Here is a 16511-nt window from a genome sequence, read left to right as displayed (position 1 = left end):
CCATGAAACCCCTCTCAGCCCAGGTCCGCCCGGTTCGCCTCACCCGCCTCACCCGCTTCACCCGCTTCACCCGCTTCACCCGCATTGCGCCCGTCCTGGCGCCACTGATGCTGCTGGCCTCCTGCAGCTCGCCGCCCAAGCCACCCACCGTCGACGAATCCCGCAGGCGGCCGGCCAACTCCGCCCTGGCCGTCGAGCTGCAGGCCTGCAAGGGGGATCTGCAGAACACGCAGCAGCTCGCGGTGGAGTCCGAACGGATCGCCCAGAGCGCCACCGAAACGCTGACCCACCTGGCGGCACGCCAACGGCTCCTGTCCGAGCTGCAGCAGCCGGCCGGGCCACCTGCGGCGGGCAACATCGTCTTGCATGTGCGATTCGAGTTCGGCAGCACGCGCGTCGACATCGAGCCGCAGACGGCCAAGGCCCTGATCGCCGAAGCCATGGGCTCGCCGCTGGTCTGGCTTCGCGGACGCACGGACGGCAGCAGTGACGCTCCTGCGGAGAGCCGCATCGCGCGCGAGCGCGCAGCGGCGGTTCGCGACTACCTGGTCGGCGCAGGTATCGATGCCGGCCGTATCCGGACCACTTACCAGCCGGTCGGCGACCACGTCGCGAACAACTGGGATGCCGGTGGTCGCGCGCTGAATCGCCGCGTCGAGGTCGAGATCTACCGTGCGTTGCCAGTTGTGCTTCCTGTGGCGCGTCCTGTGGCGCTTGGCACCGCGGCGGCGTCTCGATGAACGCCGGTCGATAAGTACCGGGCAAGGACACCACCATGGCAGCCGCAACCCGCATCCCAGGCGGTGCCGCCGCAAGTACTCGTGCCGCAGAGCGCACGGCCGAGGCCGAGCGCGCTGCGCTCGTGGCTCGACTCGAAGGCGCGCTGAACGCCCGCTACGTCATCAAGAAGGCGCCAGTGAGCATCGGCGCCATGACGCTGGGCCGGACCGACTACCGTTTCCGGGGCGACACCTCGCGGATCGCATTCACGGAGTCGGCCTTGCGGCTGGCCACGCAGACGAGCAATCCCTCCGTAGCACGGTCCATGGTCGATGTTGCCCAGGCCCGCAACTGGAGGGGCCTGCGCGTCTCGGGCGCCGAGGACTTCCGGCGCCTGATCTGGCTGGAGGCGTCCGTGCGTGGCATCAAGGCGGCGGGCTATGAACCGAGTCCGGCCGACCTCGACATGCTCAGGCGCGAACGCGACGCGCGCCAGGCCAGCCGCACCGAACCTGCCCCCGGCCCCATGCTCGGCCCCATGCTTGGTACAGGCACCGACAGGCCCGCAGCCCTGGACGGGAAGGAGCCAGCCAGCGGCTCCGGACGCAAGGCGGTGGTCGCGGCCATCGACGCGGTGCTGTCGGCCAGGAAGGTGCCGCAGGCCAAGCGGGCGGCCGTCCTGGCGGCGGTGGCCGAGAAGCTCGCACGGGCCGGGCGCGACACCCCGGTGCCGCGGGTGAAGGTGTATGACCCATCCGCCACGCCGCAGCGGGCATCGCCCGGCCACGCTCAGGACCCGGACCGCGCCCGGGAACGCACCTCGCCGGCACCCACGCGCTGACACTGCCATGCAGGCACGACGCGACAACGAGGAGCCATCGCCGCCGTCGATCGAGGTGGGAGGCTGCACTTACGAGGCGGGCGACCCGGGCATCGCGGACGCCCTTGCGGACGCCATTGCAGGCGCCTACGCCAGCCGCCGGCGTCCGCGATGCCTTTGCAGGCCCGGCGGGGTGGAGATGTACGTCGCCAGGCTTGGCGATGGCTACATCGTCAAGCGCATGCCAGAGACCGGCAGCGACCATGCGCCGGACTGCCCATCCTTCGAGCCACCGCCAGAACTCTCGGGCCTTGCCCGTGCGCTGGGCAGTGCCATCGTCGAGAACATGGCCAGCGGAGAGACGACGCTGAAGCTGGACTTTCCGCTCTCCAGGGCGCAGGGGCAGCCCCCACCCCAGCATCGTCCCGGCGCCCTCGGGGGCAGCGCGGCCGCAGCCTCGCGTCGCCTGTCGCTGCGCGGACTGCTGCACTACCTCTGGGACGAGGCCGGGCTTACGCAGTGGAAGCCGGGCTTCTCCGGAAGGCGCTCCTGGGCCATCGTGCGGCAGCACCTCCTGCGCGCGGCCGAACAGAAGGTCGTAGGTGGCCTTGCGCTTGCGGCCCGGCTCTACATCCCCGAGACCTTCACGCTCGACGACATCGACGCCATCAACCGCCGTCGTCGAGACAGCTGGGCGGCTGCCGTGCCACGCCCCGACCGTCCGCAGCAGCTGATGCTCGTGATCGGGGAGGTGAAAGGCATCGCGCCCACCCATCGCGGCTACAAGGCCACGATCAAGCACATCCCTGACCTCGGCTTCGCCATTGGCGACGAGCTCTACAACGCCGTGGGGCGTACGTTCTCGCGGGAGCTTGAAGTCTGGAGCGCCTCGGAGGACATCCGCATGGTGATGGGCGCGAGCTTCCAACTGGCGGCGGGAGGCACCCCCGCCATCGCCAGGCTTTGCCTGATGCCCGTCACAAGGCAGTGGCTGCCGGTCGAGACGGTGCTGGAGCAGCAACTCGTCGACCAGCTTGTTCGGGAACAGCGCTCGTTTCGCAAGCTGCTTCGCTACGACCTGGGGCACGGCGAGAGACTTGCCAGTGTCGTGATCACGGACTCGGGGCTGCCCATGCCGACCGTCTTTGCGGATGCCGCCGACGCTCAGGTGATCCCGCCCCGGTCAGGTCATCAGCGGCCATGAATGGCAATGAACGGCTATGAAGTCGGCCCTGCAAATTTCTATTCCACCAACTCAGCGCAGCGTGAAGGCGAGCCGGTGATCGATGGCCGTTGATCGGCCTGAGGCGGTCGCGGAGCGATGCAGGGCCAGCCAGGCCAATGCAGCGAGGCTGCGCAAGTACAAGAGAAGGGCCGCCAGGCCCAGACGCACGATGGCACGCAGCAGCCAGCGGATGTTGAAGCCGGCCGCGCACAGCACGGCGTGCAAGGCGTCGCCCTCGCTGCCCTTGAGCCAGCAGCGATGCATCCCGTTGTCGTGCTTGGTGTGGCCGATCACCGGCTCGATCGCCTGACGACGCTTCAGCCAGCGGCGCTGCGTGTTGGTCAGCGTCTTGTGCTTGCCGCGATGGATCACCTGCACCGGCGCGACCTCGTGATCCACGCCGCGGTAGCCCAGATCGACGATGGCCGTCGTGGGCTTCACACCGAGGTCCTGCAGCAGCACCGTGGTCTGCTCGATTTGTGCGGCCAGGGTGTGGCCGTCGAACGGGTTGCCGGGGAAGCTCCTGGCGCCCACCATGAGGCCTTGCCTGTGCGTCACCGCCAGGCTCACCTTGCAGCCGAACTCGTAGGGTTGGCGGGCCTTGCCCTTGCCGATGCACTCCGCCTCCGGCGCGTGCAAGGCGTAGAGCTTGCCCTTGTCGTGCGGACGCTGTGTGCGGATGCGCTCGGCCCGCTGCAGCCAGATGTTCAGCTGATCCTGGGCCTGCTGCGGCAGCGTCACCATCTTGCGCTGCACGTCGCGCAGCAGCGCCCCGAGGATCGTTCGCTGGCGGCGCAGCACGCGCTTCAAGCGCTTGAACTGCTTGGCGTGGGCATAGCCGGCCGCGCGCCGGCGCAGCGTCTTGCCCTCGCGCTGATGCGTCTGCTTGAGCTGCAAGCCCGCGCGCTGCGCCAGCCGCGCGATCTTCTCGCGCGCCACCTCCAGCAGCCGGCTGTCGGTCGGGTGAGCGATGGCCTTCTCCTGCACCGTGCTGTCGACGATCACGCGCTCGAACTCCGCGGGCCGGATCGCCTTCATGCCCACGGCCGCCTCGATCGTGGACTTCAGCAACTGCTCCACGCCGGCCTCGCCGAGCACCCGCCGGAAGCGCCCGATCTGCGTCGCGTCGCAGGGCAGCCGCGGTTCGAAGTACACCTGTCCGCTGAAGAACTGGAAGTACACGTCCTGGGCCCAGCGCTCGACCACCGACTCGTCGCTCTCGCCATAGGCGTGCTTCAAGTACAGCAGCGCCACCATCAGCCGGATCGGCAGCCGTGGGCGGCCACGCTGGCTCACGCCGGCTCCGGCCACCGCCAGTGTCGGGCCGAACAGGTCGGTGTCCTCGATCACACGGCCGGAGCGATCCTGGTGCGCGAACAGCGGCGCCAGCGACGCCTCGATCTGCGCCCACGGCATGCGCGTGGCCAGCACCGCCAGCGCGTGGCGCATGTCGATCATTTGCTCCAGGCGCGCGCGGAAGAAGTCGTCGGTGGCCATCGGCGGTGGTCTCCAAACTCCCAGGAACTGCGCGTCATTGCAACGCAAACTGGGAGTTCGGACTATCGGCGATCACCCGCAATGCCAGTGTTCATGCGGGTTCCAGGCGTTTTGCAGGCCTGACTATGAAGGGTCTCGCCCGCGGATTTGATCGTGATCCGGCACGATCAACTGACCAACAAGGCCTCCCTCTCTCTGCGCCATGTGCTGTTCATGTTGGGTTGCAGCAAGGGCGAAAGTTTGGATAGCTGAGCGAGCTACGCGCAGCGCTCTAAGAACTGGCTTTACATTGAAATTGCCGAGAGGGTCCGAAGCTCGCTGATCAGTTCTGGCTTAGGATTTTCCAAAACATCACCGCGAATTTCATAAACGACAGATTTGATAATTTCCGTCGTGGTCAGCTTTGTTCCGATGGTGAGGTTTTTGAAATCTTCATTGATCCGCGGCGCCACCTTGAGAGACAAACGCCTGCGAGTTCCGCCGCGAATCTCCGGGAACTCGAGTTTGGCCTTCTCATGCGACGAGATCAAGCTCGAAGCCGCCTTCGACCTATTCGCTGCTCTATGCACAAAAAAGGTCAGCAGGGTTTTTCTAAATTCGGTTGATGCTTGGACGTCAATCGAATGCGCTGCGTAATCCAGTACGTCGACATAAATTGCGGGCAAGCGAGCTTCAATCGATTCCGCTTTTTCTTTTCGCACCTTGCTGATGGCAGGTGTGGACTGCGCGGGGATCGAAACAGTCAAACCGCACTCGTCACAAACTCCAACCAGGATGTCCTTGGCAACCATCTTCGCATCGTCGCTAAAGGGCACGTCTCGCCTGGCGAAGGTCGTACCGACAATCCGAGCACAAGACTTGCAAACTGCCTTGCTTTTGTCGCCTTCTCGGAAGAGCTTCATGATGCTGCCTTATTGGTGAACGCTAATGAAGAAAGTATCAGGGTCAATGAAGTAAAACTTGATATACCAAGAGCCGGTTTTAATCAGGTGGCAGTCGATGTCAATATCCTTATGAAGGCTTGAGCAGGAGTATTGAAGTCCATTGCTCTTCTTCAAAAGGGTCACGACCGCGTCTGCAGTTGTCGCACCCGTGGCAAGCAGGTTTTTCTGATCAATATCATCTCGAGACCGCTGCATAACTTCCCCGATGCGCAGTCCTGATGTGTGCGGTGCAATCGGGACATGGACAGCTTCTTCCTGATGGGTGCCAAGCCGTTGGTCCAGGACTCGCCGACGATGAAGTTGCACGAGTTGCTGGACTGGGCCGAGATCGCGCACAAGCTCAAGGGTCTGTACAAGCGCGAGGCCACGCATGGCGGCGGCCCCGAGCCCTATGCGCCGCTGGCGATGTTCAAGCTGATGCTGCTGGGTCAGTGGCATGGCCTGTCGGACACGCAGCTGGAGCACGCACTGAAGGTGCGCCTGGACTTCATGGTGTTCACCGGCTTCGAGCCGGGTGAGGGCAGCTTCCCCGACGCCACGACGATCTGCCGCTTCCGCAACCGACTGGTGACGGCCAAGCTCGACCAGGTGCTGCTGCGCCGGATCAATGTGCAACTCGAAGGCCAGGGGCTGAAGGTGGCGGGCAGCCGCGGCGCGATCATCGACGCCACCATCATCGAGAGCGCCGCGCACCCGAACCAGCATCTCGAAGTCGATGACGACGGCGAGGCCGACATGGTGGACAGTGCCGACGATGAGGCGCGCTGGGTCAAGAAGGGCAAGGACGCCTTCTTCGGTTACCGCGGCTACAGCGCGGTGGACACCGAGGACGGCTATGTCGAGCACGTCGAGGTGCATCCGGCCAACCAGGCCGAAGTGAACAAGCTGCCCGGCATCGTCGACGCGCTCGTCGAACAGGGCATCCAGCCCGAGGGTGTGCTGGCCGACAAGGGCTATGCCAGTGCCGCCAACCGCGAGTACCTCAAGGGCAAAGGCATCGGCGACCTGATCCAGTTCAAAGGCAGCCGCGGCAAACCGGTGCATCCCTTGCAGACGCAGATGAACAAGGCCATCGCCACATTGCGCTACAAGGTCGAGCAGGGCTTCGGCACGATGAAACGGCGCTTCCATCTGAGCCGGGCGCGGTACTTCGGGGCGGCCAAGACACAGGCGCAGATGGCCTGGGCGGCATTGGGCTTGAACCTGCTCAAGGCGATGAGGAAGCTGCACAGTGGGCGGCTGCAGCCCTGTCCGGGCAGTAGTCCGTCCTGAGGGGGCGAAGGCCCCAGGGAACGGGCTCAAAAAGCGTCAAAACGGCCCGAAAACTCGATCCTTATTGCGCATCTCGAAATCCGAGCTGGCCTGGCCGTTCGCCACTCCTTGCGACGTCAGTTATGCAGCGGTCTCTGGGCGATCCGAATATTCGGCGTCTGATGAAGATCGGCGGGGTCAATGTCGTGGTGGCCGCCAGCGTGCTCGCCGCGATCGGTGATATCAAGCGATTCTCAAGCCCGCAAAAGCTTGTCGCCTACCTGGGACTGAATCCCTCGGCTCACCAATCCGGTGATCGCCCGGCGTATCACGGGCACATCACTCATCAAGGAAACGGGCACGCGCGCGCCATGCTGGTGGAGGCAGCTTGGGTGATTGGCATAGGGCCCGGCCCGCTCAGCGGGTTCTTTCACCGCATCAGCCTCAAGCGAGGCAAGCCTGTGGCCGCAGTCGCTACAGCGCGCAAGCTGGCGGTGCTGATCTGGCACATGCTGACGAAGGAACAGGACTACACCTGGATCCGACCAGCTCTGCTCCAGTACAAGTTGCGGGCACTTGAATTGAAGTCGGGGAGGCCGTCGCGGCGCGGTGGAAGAAAACCTGGGGCCGCGCGCGACTACAGCGTGAATCCCGTCCGCGACGCCGAACGGGACCGCGTCTGCAAAGCAGAGGAAGACTACAAACGTTTCGTCGCGTCCTGGAAGGACCAGCCGCCCGCGAAAGGAGTCCCTGTTGTGAAAGGGGAGAACAGCGGAACCCCTTGTAAAAGCATCCGTGTCGATGCTGTAGCGGCCGTCCTCGACATAGCGCTTGAGCTTGCTCCACTGCGACGAGAGGTAGTGCAGCGCCTGGCCCTGCAAGCTCTTGGGCAGCACACCGTGCAGGTTGGCCAGCATCAGGGTTTCGATGTCAGCCAGCACAGGTGCGCTGTCCCGCTGTCGCCGGTATCCAAGCTCGAGGGTGTCGACACCGTCGAGCTTGGCTTGGGCCTCCACGTCTTACAAGGCCATAGCCTCCCTTGCTTCTTCAATGGAATTGAGCCTTCTGCCAGCAAGCTCGGCACTGCGCCAGCAGGCTGATCAAGACGGCGAGCCACGCCTCCCCTCAACCCCGGGGTAGGAGTACCTCAGGCTTGGGCTCGCCACTCGAGGGTCATCGGTGCTAAAACGGACGCCTGCCTTTCGCGAGGAGCTGCAATGAACTTCCAGCACGCTTTCGTGTCCATGATCTGCCTGGTCGCCCTCATCGGGCTGGCGTTTGTCGGAATCTCCGTGGGGCATGCGCTCAAGCTTGGCAACCTGGCCCTCGTGGCGCAGCACCCGCTCTTCGGTTCGGGTATCGCATCGTTGAGCACCGCGACCCTGGGCAGCCTGTTGCTGCTGGGCCTTGGCCGCCCGTTCCACTGAGAACCGTGGCGCGCGGCTGGGCCATGGGTCCCACCAACGAGATAGCCGGCTGTTCACAGCCGGCTTTTCCTTTGGGGTCCGCGCTCTTCAGTCGGGGCGGCGGCGTCGCGCCAGCAGCAGGGCTGCGCCACCAAGCATCAGTGCGATGCTGCTCGGCTCGGGCACGGCGCTGATGTTGTCCAGCGCCACGACGTTGGCCATGCCGGTGAGGTCGAAGGACAGGGCAGTGCCGCTGAAGCTGAGCACGGCCTGGTTCCAGGCGGTGTAGTCAGCCGAGTTGGCGCTCAGGTCCAGCGTGCCCAGCAGCGTGCCGGTGCCGTTCAGGCCGGAGTAGGCCTTGATCGCGACAGGCGCGTCGCTGGGCGTGGAGTAGAAGAAGCTCAGGCCGCCCGTGACGCCGCCGGAGACGTTCATGTAGGCGGCAGTATTGAAGACACCGTCCAACTGCACGAAAGCCACACCCAGGGGCGACGGCGCGTTGCCGAAGTAGGTGAAGTCGGCGTCGTTGGACAGGCCCAGCACGTTGGTGAACGAGACACCGTCGATGGCGTAGGTGTCGGCCACCTCCTCGCCATAGGACCAGGTCTTTTCAAAGTCCACGGACAGCGGGGTGGCCGCGAAGGCGGGCGAGGCCAGGCCGAGAGCCAGGGCGAGGGAGGCGAGCTTCATCGAAGAACTCCAGGGCTTGAGGGATTGGGGCGGCGGCTGCCGCTGCGTCTTTGTCGGGGGCGCAGTGTGGTCGGCGAAGACGACAACCTCGTGACGCCATCAAGGCAGGCCCTGCGGCGCTTCATGCGGGTGTCATCGGCGACTGCGATGGTCGCGAGCCCCTTCAGCTGCCGCACCCGCCATGACCCACTCCGCCCTGCTCCGCCGTCATCTGCTGATCGCCCTCGGCACCGCAGGCCTCGTCCGCCCCGCGAGCGCCTGCGAGTTCTTCAGCAGCCGCATGCGCATCTGGCACCCCTGGACGCGGGCGACGCGGGTGGACGCCGACACGGCAAGGCTGTGCATGCGCTTCGACGAGGTGCAGGCCAGCGACCGCCTGATCGGCCTGGAAACCCCCGTGGCCACGGGGGCGCGGCTGGCCGGCCCAGGCGCACCGGAAGGCCGGCAAGGGCTGTCGCTGCCTATCCCCGCGGGCCAGGAACTGACCCTCACCGAGGACGGCCTGCACATCGAGCTGTTGGATCTGCAGCAGCCGCTGCAAGTGGGCCGCAGCTTCCCGCTACGCCTGATCTTCGAGTCTGCAGAACCCGTCAACGCCATGCTCAACGTCGACTACGCCAGCCTGCGTTGAGCGTCGCGAACCCGTCACGGCGGGGTCACGCCCGGTCCATAGCATGCGCCCCGTTTTTGGCCCTCTCCCCTTCTTCCACGGAGCAGATCCCATGACTCATTTCTTCAGCAAGAGCCAGATCGCCCTGGCCGCCGTCGCCGCGCTGGGCAGTGCCGCGGTCATCGCCCCCAATCTCGCCACGGCCGCCGGCAAGACCGCCGGGAAATACGTGTCCGGCGACTTCCATAACCACACCACCTGCTCTGACGGCGCCATCTCAATGCAGAAGCTGGTCAAGAAGGTCACCGACAAGACGGCCGAGTCGCCCTGGGGCCTGGATTGGTTCATCCAGGCCGGCCACGGCGGCAACGGCAACCGCAACTGCACGCTGGTCGAGGACGCCTCGCTGTCCACGCCTGCCTACCCTTACGTCGCCGGCCAGGGTCCGACGACAACCTGGGCGAACAGCATCGGCGCCGCCGCCATCAAGGGCAACAACGGCGGCGTGGGTGGCACCGGCAACATGTGGCGCTGGCAGTCGCTGCAGGAGTATCAGTACCCAGTGATCGAGTACTTGGCCGCCTACAAGAACCTGCCGCTCTTCCTCGGCCTGGAGTCCGTCGTCGCCGGCCATGAACACAGCTCCATGTCCATCATCACCGGCCAGGTGCCGGCCGCCGTGGACAACGCCACGCTGCCCACCACGCCGGGCTATACCGCGCTGGGCAATGCCAGCGCACTGGCCCAGTGGTCCTACTGCTTCGACCGCGGCGACACCGACACCAGCCGCGGCAACGTGACCGGCTCCAGCACGGGCAACAACTGGGACTGCAGCAACCCCGCCAGCGCCGACTCCACGTCCAGCACCCTCGGCTGGAGCAGCACCGGCAAGAAGCTGGTGCAGCCCGGCGGCACCGGAACCGGCGACAAGGGCCACCTGAAGACGCTGGAAGCCCTGAAGTGGATGGCCAACTTCCACGGCCGGCAGAGCTACTACGTGCCTGCCCACCTGGAGCGCGCTGGCCCCTTCAATGTGGATGGCAACAACGGTTTCAACATCGAGCACCTGCGCAACTTCAACAACACCGCACCCGGCATCGCGTTCGGCTTCGAATCGCAGCCCGGCCATGGCGCTTCCAGCAATCGAGGCGAATATCAGGTCAAGCGCAACAACTTCGGCGGCACGGTCGGCCTGGTCGACTCCGTCGGCGGCACGACCTACGGCGGCACCGGCGTCTATGCCGCCCAGGTTGGCGGCGTCTGGGACGCGCTGCTGGGCGAAGGCCGCAACTGGTGGTTCTTCGCCAGCTCCGACTGGCACAACCGTGGCAGTTTCGGCCCGGATGATCGCCGCTCCACGCAGGACTTCTACCCCGGCGAGTACCAGCGTACCCACGTGATGGTCCGCAACGGCAGCGACAAGCTGCGCCCGCAGACCATCGTCGACGGCCTGCGCAGCGGCAATGCATGGTCCGCTTCGGGCCAGTTGATCGATCGCCTCGCGTTCATCGCCTGCACGTCCTACGCCGGTGTCGGTGCGCGCTCCAACGCCAGCGTCGAGGCCCTGGCCGTCGCCGCTGCAACCAAGGGCACGGACATCGACTCGGCGGGCTGCGCCACCATGGGAGAAAAGCTCGCCGCGCGCCCGGGTGCCGAGATCGTCGTCGCCGTCGTCGTGCGCGACCCGGACGGCGCCAACTTCTCGCCCTACACCTTCCCCAACCCCTCGCTGGCCCAGATCGGCATCAACCAGCCGTTGAACAAGCCGGTGCTGGACCATGTCGACGTGATCCGTGGCCTGGTCACCGGCTACAAGACGCCGGGCTCGGCCGACTACGCAGGCGAATGGCCGCGCAACACCGCCTGGCTGAAGGCCGACGGCACCACCACGGGCCTGTCCGCTGTGCCGGCCGGCGCGAAGAACACCTCGGCCGCCGTACTGAAGAGCTTCAGCGGCAATGGCAGCACGCCTTGGACCCAGGTGCAGTCGGGCGTGGACAACACCGTCTTCCTGAAGATGAGCTTCCGCATCCCAGCCGTGCAGGCCTCGCAGTACCTGCGCCTGCGCGGCAGCAACCTGCCGGCCGCCGTGCCCTATGAGACGGACGCCAACGGCAACCCGCTGGCCGACATCTACACCAACGCCAATGACAGCTCGATGCTGCGCATCCCCTGCAATACCGTCGGCACGGTGCTGACCGGCGATGCCATCAACGGCTGCCCGGCCCATCTCGCCTCGGTGTCGGGACAGAAGTACGTGTCCTACGACGTCGCTGCCTGGTCCGACCTTTGGTTCTACAGCAACCCGATCTATGTCGAAGTGACCAACTCCTACGCCGTTGCCGGCGTGAAGTAAGCCTGGGCACGGGACAGACGGCGGCGCCCGCGCCGCCGTCTCCTTTTGCCACTACCCGCACAACGGCATGGGCGCGCAGCCCCCGCCGTTGTCGTCGTTTTGTCTTGTTGCCTGCCTAGCATGGCGGGCTATGTCCAGCGTGCTGCCCCCCGCCTCCCTCGCTTCCAGACCGCGCCTGCAACTGCCAGGCTGGGCACGCGAACCCCTGCTGCATTTCCTGCTGCTCGGCGCCCTGCTGTTCGGCATCGACCGCCTCGTCAACCCTGGCGGCGGCGAGACCAGCGAGATCGTCATCAGCGCCGAGGTCGACGCGGAGGCCCGGCAGCTCTTCAAGGCCAAGCGCGGCCAGGATCCCAATGCCGAGGAGATGGCGGCGCTGCGCAAGGTCTGGCTGGACAACGAAGTGCTCTACCGCGAGGGTCTGGCCTTGCAGCTCGACAAGGGTGACACCGCGATCCGCGAGCGCGTCATCTTCAAGGCGCTCAGCGTTGTCGACGGCGGCACCAAGCTGCCCCCGGTCAGCGACGGGGTGCTGCGCGACTGGTTCGAGAAGCGCCGCGCCCGTTACGACGAGCCGGCCCGCTTCGACTTCCAGGAGGCCGTGCTGGAAGGCAACGCTGGCGAGACTGCCGTGCGCGCCTTCGTCGACCAGCTCAACCACGGCACGCCGGGCGATGCCAAGGCCGGCCTGCGCGTCTTCAAGGGGCGGCCGCACAGCAACCTGCAGCAGAGCTACGGGACGGACTTCGCCCAGGCACTTGAAACCGCCGCACCCGGAACCTGGCTGGCGCTGAAGTCCCGCGAAGGCTGGCATGCCGTGCGCCTGGAGGCCGCCAGCCCGCCCAAGCCCGCCAGCTTCGAGGCGCTGCGCGGCGTGGTGATGCAGGACTGGACGGACGCGACGCTGGCCGAGCAGCGCAGCGCCGCCGTCGCGGCCCTGGCCAGGAAGTACACGGTCAAGGTCGAGGCGCCCGCGAAATGAGGCAGTTGCTGAGCTGGCTGCTGGCGCTGGTCGCGACCCTGCCCGCAGCGCTTCCCGCCTTCGGGCACGAGATGAGCATGGCCGAGATGCAGCTGCGCGAGACCCGGCGTGGCGAGTTCCTCTGGCAGTGGGGCGCCGGCGAGAAGCGCCCCATCGCCCAGGACCTGACACCCGTCTGGCCGCAGGCCTGCGCAGCCGAGGCCACGGTACTTCGCTGCGGCGAGGCCGGCCTCGCCGGCACGTTGTCGGTCAAGGGCGTGGGAGAGCGCTACTCCGCGGCCGTCGTGCGCGTGTTCTGGCTGGACGGCCAGACCCGCGTCTATACGCTGACCAAGGCCCAACCCTCCGTGCAGCTCTATGGCGCCGCCGACGACCCGCGCGGCATGGGCGAGGTGGCCAGCGCGTACACGCTGCTGGGCGTCGAGCACATCCTCGGCGGCATCGACCACCTGCTCTTCGTCATCGGGTTGCTCTTCCTGGTCGGTTTCCAGCGCCGCCTGGTCTGGACCATCACCGCCTTCACCGCCGCCCACAGCCTCACGCTGGCCAGCAGCGCCCTGGGATGGCTGACACTGCGCTCAGCGCCGGTGGAGGCCACCATCGCGCTGTCCATCGTGCTGGTGGCGGGCGAGGCCCTGCACAAGCGCGATACCCTCGCGCGCCGCTGGCCTGCCATGGTCGCGTTCCTGTTCGGCCTGGTTCACGGTCTGGGCTTCGCTGGAGCGCTGCAGGAGATCGGCCTGCCGGAGCACCATCTGCTCATTGCGCTGCTCACCTTCAACGTGGGCGTCGAGATCGGCCAGCTGATGACGGTCGGCGCATGCTGGTGCCTGTGGCGCCTCGGCAGCCGCTGGCCGGCCGCGCGGCGTCTGCGCACGGTGCTGCTCTACATGATCGGCAGCATCGCCGCCTACTGGTCCTGGCTGCGCGTTGCGGCGGTGCTGGCATGAAAGACGAGGTCTTCGGCCTGTTCCCCGTGCCGTTGCAGCGTTCGAGCGGCGTGCTGCCACCGCCCCTCGTCAACGCACTGGTGGATCACTTCAGCACCCGCGCACTGCAGGCCAACAACAGCTCCGAAGCACTCTCCCACACCCGCATGCTGCAGCCGGCCGACAGCCCGTTGTTGGTGCAGGCCGCGACCCTGATCACCCCCAAGGTTGCAGAGTTCGGCCACCTGCTGTTTGGCGAGCATCTGGGCTGGGCCATCAAGGAGATGTGGGTCAACGTGCTGGATACCGGCGGCCGCCAGGCGATGCACAACCACGCCAACAGCTTCGCCTCCGGCGTCGTCTACCTGACCGGGACGGACGACTCGGCACGCACGGTATTCATGAAGTCGCCCGGCGGTCATGAGTTCGCGCTGAAGAACGACCATGCTGGTGTCGTGACCGGCCCCTACAACGCCGAGAAGTGGGTCAGCCCCTCGCCCACACCGGGCGACCTCATCCTCTTTCCCAGCTATCTGATGCATGCCGTGCCGCCCAACGCTGGTGCCCGCCGCATCACGCTGGCCTTCAACGCGATCCCCACGCGGCTGGAAAGCTGGGGCTACACGCTGAGCTTCTCGGCTTGAGGGCGCTGGCACTGCTGCTGATGGCCGCGTCCGGCTTTGCCGGCCTGGGCTACCAGATCGTCTGGACGCAGCAGTTCGGCCTTGTCCTCGGCCATGAGTCAGCCGCCGTGCTGGCCGTCGTCGCCGCCTTCTTCGGCGGGTTGTCGCTGGGCGCGCTGCTGCTGGGGCGCCGCGTCGAGGCCAGTGCGCGGCCGCTACGCTGGTACGCCGGCTGCGAGGCGTTGATCGGGGCCTGGGGCGGCCTGCTGCTGCTCAGCATGCCCGCGGCCAGCGGCGTGGCCCTGACCCTCATCGGGCCCGACGCGACGCCGCTGCGCCACTGGGGCATTGCCTTCGGCGCGAGCTTCCTGCTGTTGCTGCCGGCCACTGCCGCGATGGGCGCGACGCTGCCGGCCATGGCCCGCCTGGGCGCAGCGCGGCTGGCGCCGCTGTACGCGGCCAACACGCTGGGCGCCGTCGCCGGCGTACTGTCCACGGCCTTCTGGCTGATCCCGCAATGGGGGCTGACGGGCACCGCGAGTCTGTGCATCGCCCTCAACCTCGGCTGCGCGGCGCTTGCCGGCCTCGTGCTGCAGAGCCGGCCCGCACCTGCGACAGGCCCGCGCACATCCAACCGGCCACTGGCCCTGCTCGCGTTGACCGGCCTGCTGGGCATCGCCTACGAGGTGCTGGCCGTGCGCGTGCTCAGCCAGGTCGCCGAGGACACGGTCTACACCTTTGCGCTGCTGCTGGCCGTCTATCTCGCCGGCAGCGCCTTCGGCGCCGCCGCCTTTGCGCGTTGGCCGCTGCTGCGCAGCACGCCCCGGCTTCTGCAGGCGCTGACCTGGAGCATCCTGCTGGGCATGGCCGCGCTGTGGAGCGCGGAGGCGGTCAAGAACTGGATGCAGCCGCAGACGCTGGCGGCCGCGCTGGCCACCGAGGCGTTGCTGGCCACCACCGTGTTCGCACTGCCGACTCTGCTGATGGGCGCCCTCTTCTGCCAGCTCAGCGCCGACGCGGCCAGCGCAGGCGTTCCCTTTAGCCGTGCGCTGGGCGTCAACACGGTGGGGGCCATGGCAGCCGCGCCACTGTTCGGCGTCGTGCTGGCCTGCGCCCTGGGCCCCGCGCTTGCGTTGCTGCTCGTCGCAGCGGGCTATCTGCTGCTGGCGCCGTGCAGGCGCAGCGCAGCCTGGTGGCTACCCGCATGCGCCACTGCGGCGCTGGCCCTCCTGGCGCCGCCGCTGGCCTTCGTCGACCTGCCCGAGGGCGGCCGCCTGCTGAGCTATCGCGAGGGCACGATGGCCGCAGTCAGCGTCGTGGAGGACGCGGCCGGCGTCGCACGGCTGCGCATCAACAACCGCCAGCAAGAGGGCAGCAGCGCCACCCTGTTCGTCGATGGCCGGCAGGCACTGCTGCCGCTGCTGCTGCATGGCGAGGCCAGGCAGGCCCTCTTCCTCGGTGTGGGCTCGGGCGTCACCGCGAGCGTGGCGGCGCGGCTGCCTGGTCTGCACGTGGATGCGGTCGAGCTGCTGCCTGAAGTGATCCAGGCCTCGGCGCTGTTCCGGCCGGCGTTGGCGGAACTGGGCGACGGGCCGGCGCCACGGCTGCTCGCGGCAGACGCACGCCGCTACGTACGCACGGCCGGGGCACGCTACGACGTCGTCGTCTCCGACAACTTCCACCCCGCCCGCAGCGGCTCCGGCGCGCTCTACACCGTCGAGCATTTCCGCGCCGTGCGCGAGCGCCTGGCACCGCGAGGCCTGTTCTGCCAATGGCTGCCCCTACACCAGCTGGACCTGGACACGCTGCGCAGCATCACGGCCGCGTTCCTGCAAGCCTTCCCTGACGGCGCCGCCGTGCTGGCGAGCAACAGCCTGGACACTCCCACCGTCGGCCTCGTCGGTCGCGCTGGTGGCACAACATTCCAGCCCGGGCCGCCCGCCGAGCTGGCAGCCCGCTTCGGCCTGGGTGACGAGCTCGCCGTACTCGGCAGCCTCATCGCCGACCCACCATCCCTGCAGCGCCTTGCTGCGGGCGCGCCACCCAACACCGACGATCGCCCCTGGGTGGCCTACCGCGCGCCGCGCATCACCTACGCCCCCGACTCCGCACCACGCGACCGCCTGCTGGCCCTGCTGGACGAACTCAACGTCGATTCAGCCCCTTTGCTTGCCACACCCGGACTGGCCCCGCGCCTGGACGCGTACGCCCGGGCGCGCCGCGACTACCTGGACCTCGGCCGGCGCACCCAGCCCAGCACCGATCCCGCCGTCATGCTGGCCCGAGTCGGCGCGCCGCTGCTGGCCGTGCTGCGCCAGAGCCCCGACTTCCGGCCCGCCGCCGAGCCGCTGCGCCGCATCGCACAAGCCCTGGCCCCGCACGACCCTGCCGCCGCCCGTCAACTGCTGGATGCGCTGGCGCGCATCCGCCCCGACCTCGCCCCCTCCTGAACGGCTGT

Annotated in this window: 14 protein-coding genes and 2 pseudogenes; 12 read left to right on the top strand and 4 right to left on the bottom strand. The window is 67.2% G+C overall.

Annotated elements, in window-relative coordinates; all coding sequences use genetic code 11:
- Positions 1 to 2 precede the first annotated feature (2 nt).
- From QM732_RS07640 to QM732_RS07630, 3 genes are read left to right on the top strand one after another with little or no spacing between them, the layout of a single operon-like run.
- Complete coding sequence (locus QM732_RS07640) at positions 3 to 740, top strand: OmpA family protein (protein WP_415655572.1); 738 nt, start codon at positions 3 to 5, stop codon at positions 738 to 740.
- Positions 741 to 775: 35 nt separating this feature from the next.
- The gene (locus QM732_RS07635) at positions 776 to 1561 is read left to right on the top strand and encodes an LPD7 domain-containing protein (RefSeq protein ID WP_415655571.1); all 786 of its coding nucleotides are present in this window, start codon (positions 776 to 778) and stop codon (positions 1559 to 1561) included.
- A 7-nt stretch (positions 1562 to 1568) separates the two neighbouring features.
- A complete protein-coding gene (locus tag QM732_RS07630) occupies positions 1569 to 2744 on the top strand; it encodes a DUF1173 family protein (protein ID WP_415655570.1) in 1176 nt (391 codons plus the stop codon).
- 51 nt (positions 2745 to 2795) lie between these two features.
- Here the strand turns inward: QM732_RS07630 and QM732_RS07625 are convergent, their stop codons facing one another.
- Both QM732_RS07625 and QM732_RS07620 read right to left on the bottom strand, forming a co-directional pair.
- On the bottom strand, positions 2796 to 4262 hold the full coding sequence (locus tag QM732_RS07625) for an IS5 family transposase (protein WP_415654708.1): 1467 nt from the start codon (positions 4260 to 4262) through the stop codon (positions 2796 to 2798).
- Positions 4263 to 4546: 284 nt separating this feature from the next.
- On the bottom strand, positions 4547 to 5164 hold the full coding sequence (locus QM732_RS07620) for a hypothetical protein (RefSeq protein ID WP_415655569.1): 618 nt from the start codon (positions 5162 to 5164) through the stop codon (positions 4547 to 4549).
- Between the two features lie 282 nt (positions 5165 to 5446).
- Between QM732_RS07620 and QM732_RS07615 the strand changes: the two genes are divergently transcribed.
- Together QM732_RS07615 and QM732_RS07610 are read left to right on the top strand one after the other, a co-directional pair.
- Entirely contained in the window at positions 5447 to 6478 is a 1032-nt protein-coding gene (locus QM732_RS07615; protein ID WP_415655568.1) for an IS5 family transposase, read from the top strand.
- Positions 6479 to 6600: 122 nt separating this feature from the next.
- Positions 6601 to 6840: pseudogene (locus QM732_RS07610) on the top strand (transposase); the annotation flags it as partial.
- 468 nt (positions 6841 to 7308) lie between these two features.
- Here QM732_RS07610 and QM732_RS07605 read toward each other — a convergent pair.
- Positions 7309 to 7374 (bottom strand): annotated as a pseudogene (locus QM732_RS07605) (hypothetical protein); the annotation flags it as partial.
- 300 nt (positions 7375 to 7674) lie between these two features.
- Here QM732_RS07605 and QM732_RS07600 point away from each other — a divergent pair.
- Complete coding sequence (locus QM732_RS07600) at positions 7675 to 7884, top strand: hypothetical protein (protein ID WP_415655567.1); 210 nt, start codon at positions 7675 to 7677, stop codon at positions 7882 to 7884.
- Between the two features lie 87 nt (positions 7885 to 7971).
- On the opposite strand, the gene QM732_RS07595 is transcribed toward QM732_RS07600, so the two are convergent.
- On the bottom strand, positions 7972 to 8553 hold the full coding sequence (locus tag QM732_RS07595) for a PEP-CTERM sorting domain-containing protein (protein WP_415655566.1): 582 nt from the start codon (positions 8551 to 8553) through the stop codon (positions 7972 to 7974).
- 181 nt (positions 8554 to 8734) lie between these two features.
- On the opposite strand from QM732_RS07595, the gene QM732_RS07590 reads away from it, so the two are divergent.
- The 6 genes from QM732_RS07590 to QM732_RS07565 all read left to right on the top strand — a co-directional run bounded on the left by QM732_RS07590 (position 8735) and on the right by QM732_RS07565 (position 16503).
- Positions 8735 to 9184 carry a copper chaperone PCu(A)C gene (locus QM732_RS07590; protein WP_415655565.1) on the top strand — a complete coding sequence of 150 codons (450 nt, stop codon included), beginning with the start codon at positions 8735 to 8737 and terminating at the stop codon, positions 9182 to 9184.
- A 91-nt stretch (positions 9185 to 9275) separates the two neighbouring features.
- Positions 9276 to 11519: a hypothetical protein gene (locus QM732_RS07585; protein ID WP_415655564.1), complete on the top strand. Its 2244-nt coding sequence runs from the start codon at positions 9276 to 9278 to the stop codon at positions 11517 to 11519.
- Positions 11520 to 11649: 130 nt separating this feature from the next.
- A complete protein-coding gene (locus QM732_RS07580; RefSeq protein ID WP_415655563.1) occupies positions 11650 to 12501 on the top strand; it encodes a peptidyl-prolyl cis-trans isomerase in 852 nt (283 codons plus the stop codon).
- Complete coding sequence (locus tag QM732_RS07575) at positions 12498 to 13451, top strand: HupE/UreJ family protein (protein ID WP_415655562.1); 954 nt, start codon at positions 12498 to 12500, stop codon at positions 13449 to 13451. Before QM732_RS07580 ends, QM732_RS07575 begins: the two co-directional genes overlap by 4 nt.
- The gene (locus QM732_RS07570) at positions 13448 to 14074 is read left to right on the top strand and encodes a putative 2OG-Fe(II) oxygenase (protein ID WP_415655561.1); all 627 of its coding nucleotides are present in this window, start codon (positions 13448 to 13450) and stop codon (positions 14072 to 14074) included. Before QM732_RS07575 ends, QM732_RS07570 begins: the two co-directional genes overlap by 4 nt.
- Positions 14071 to 16503 (top strand): fused MFS/spermidine synthase, encoded by a 2433-nt coding sequence (locus QM732_RS07565; protein WP_415655560.1) that lies wholly within the window; start codon positions 14071 to 14073, stop codon positions 16501 to 16503. Before QM732_RS07570 ends, QM732_RS07565 begins: the two co-directional genes overlap by 4 nt.
- The last annotated feature ends 8 nt before the right edge of the window (positions 16504 to 16511 follow it).

Source organism: Roseateles sp. (assembly GCF_047654805.1).
GTDB lineage: Bacteria > Pseudomonadota > Gammaproteobacteria > Burkholderiales > Burkholderiaceae_C > Pelomonas.
The sequence above is the reverse complement of the archived record's forward strand: the minus strand, read 5'-3'. Positions and strand labels throughout refer to the sequence as shown.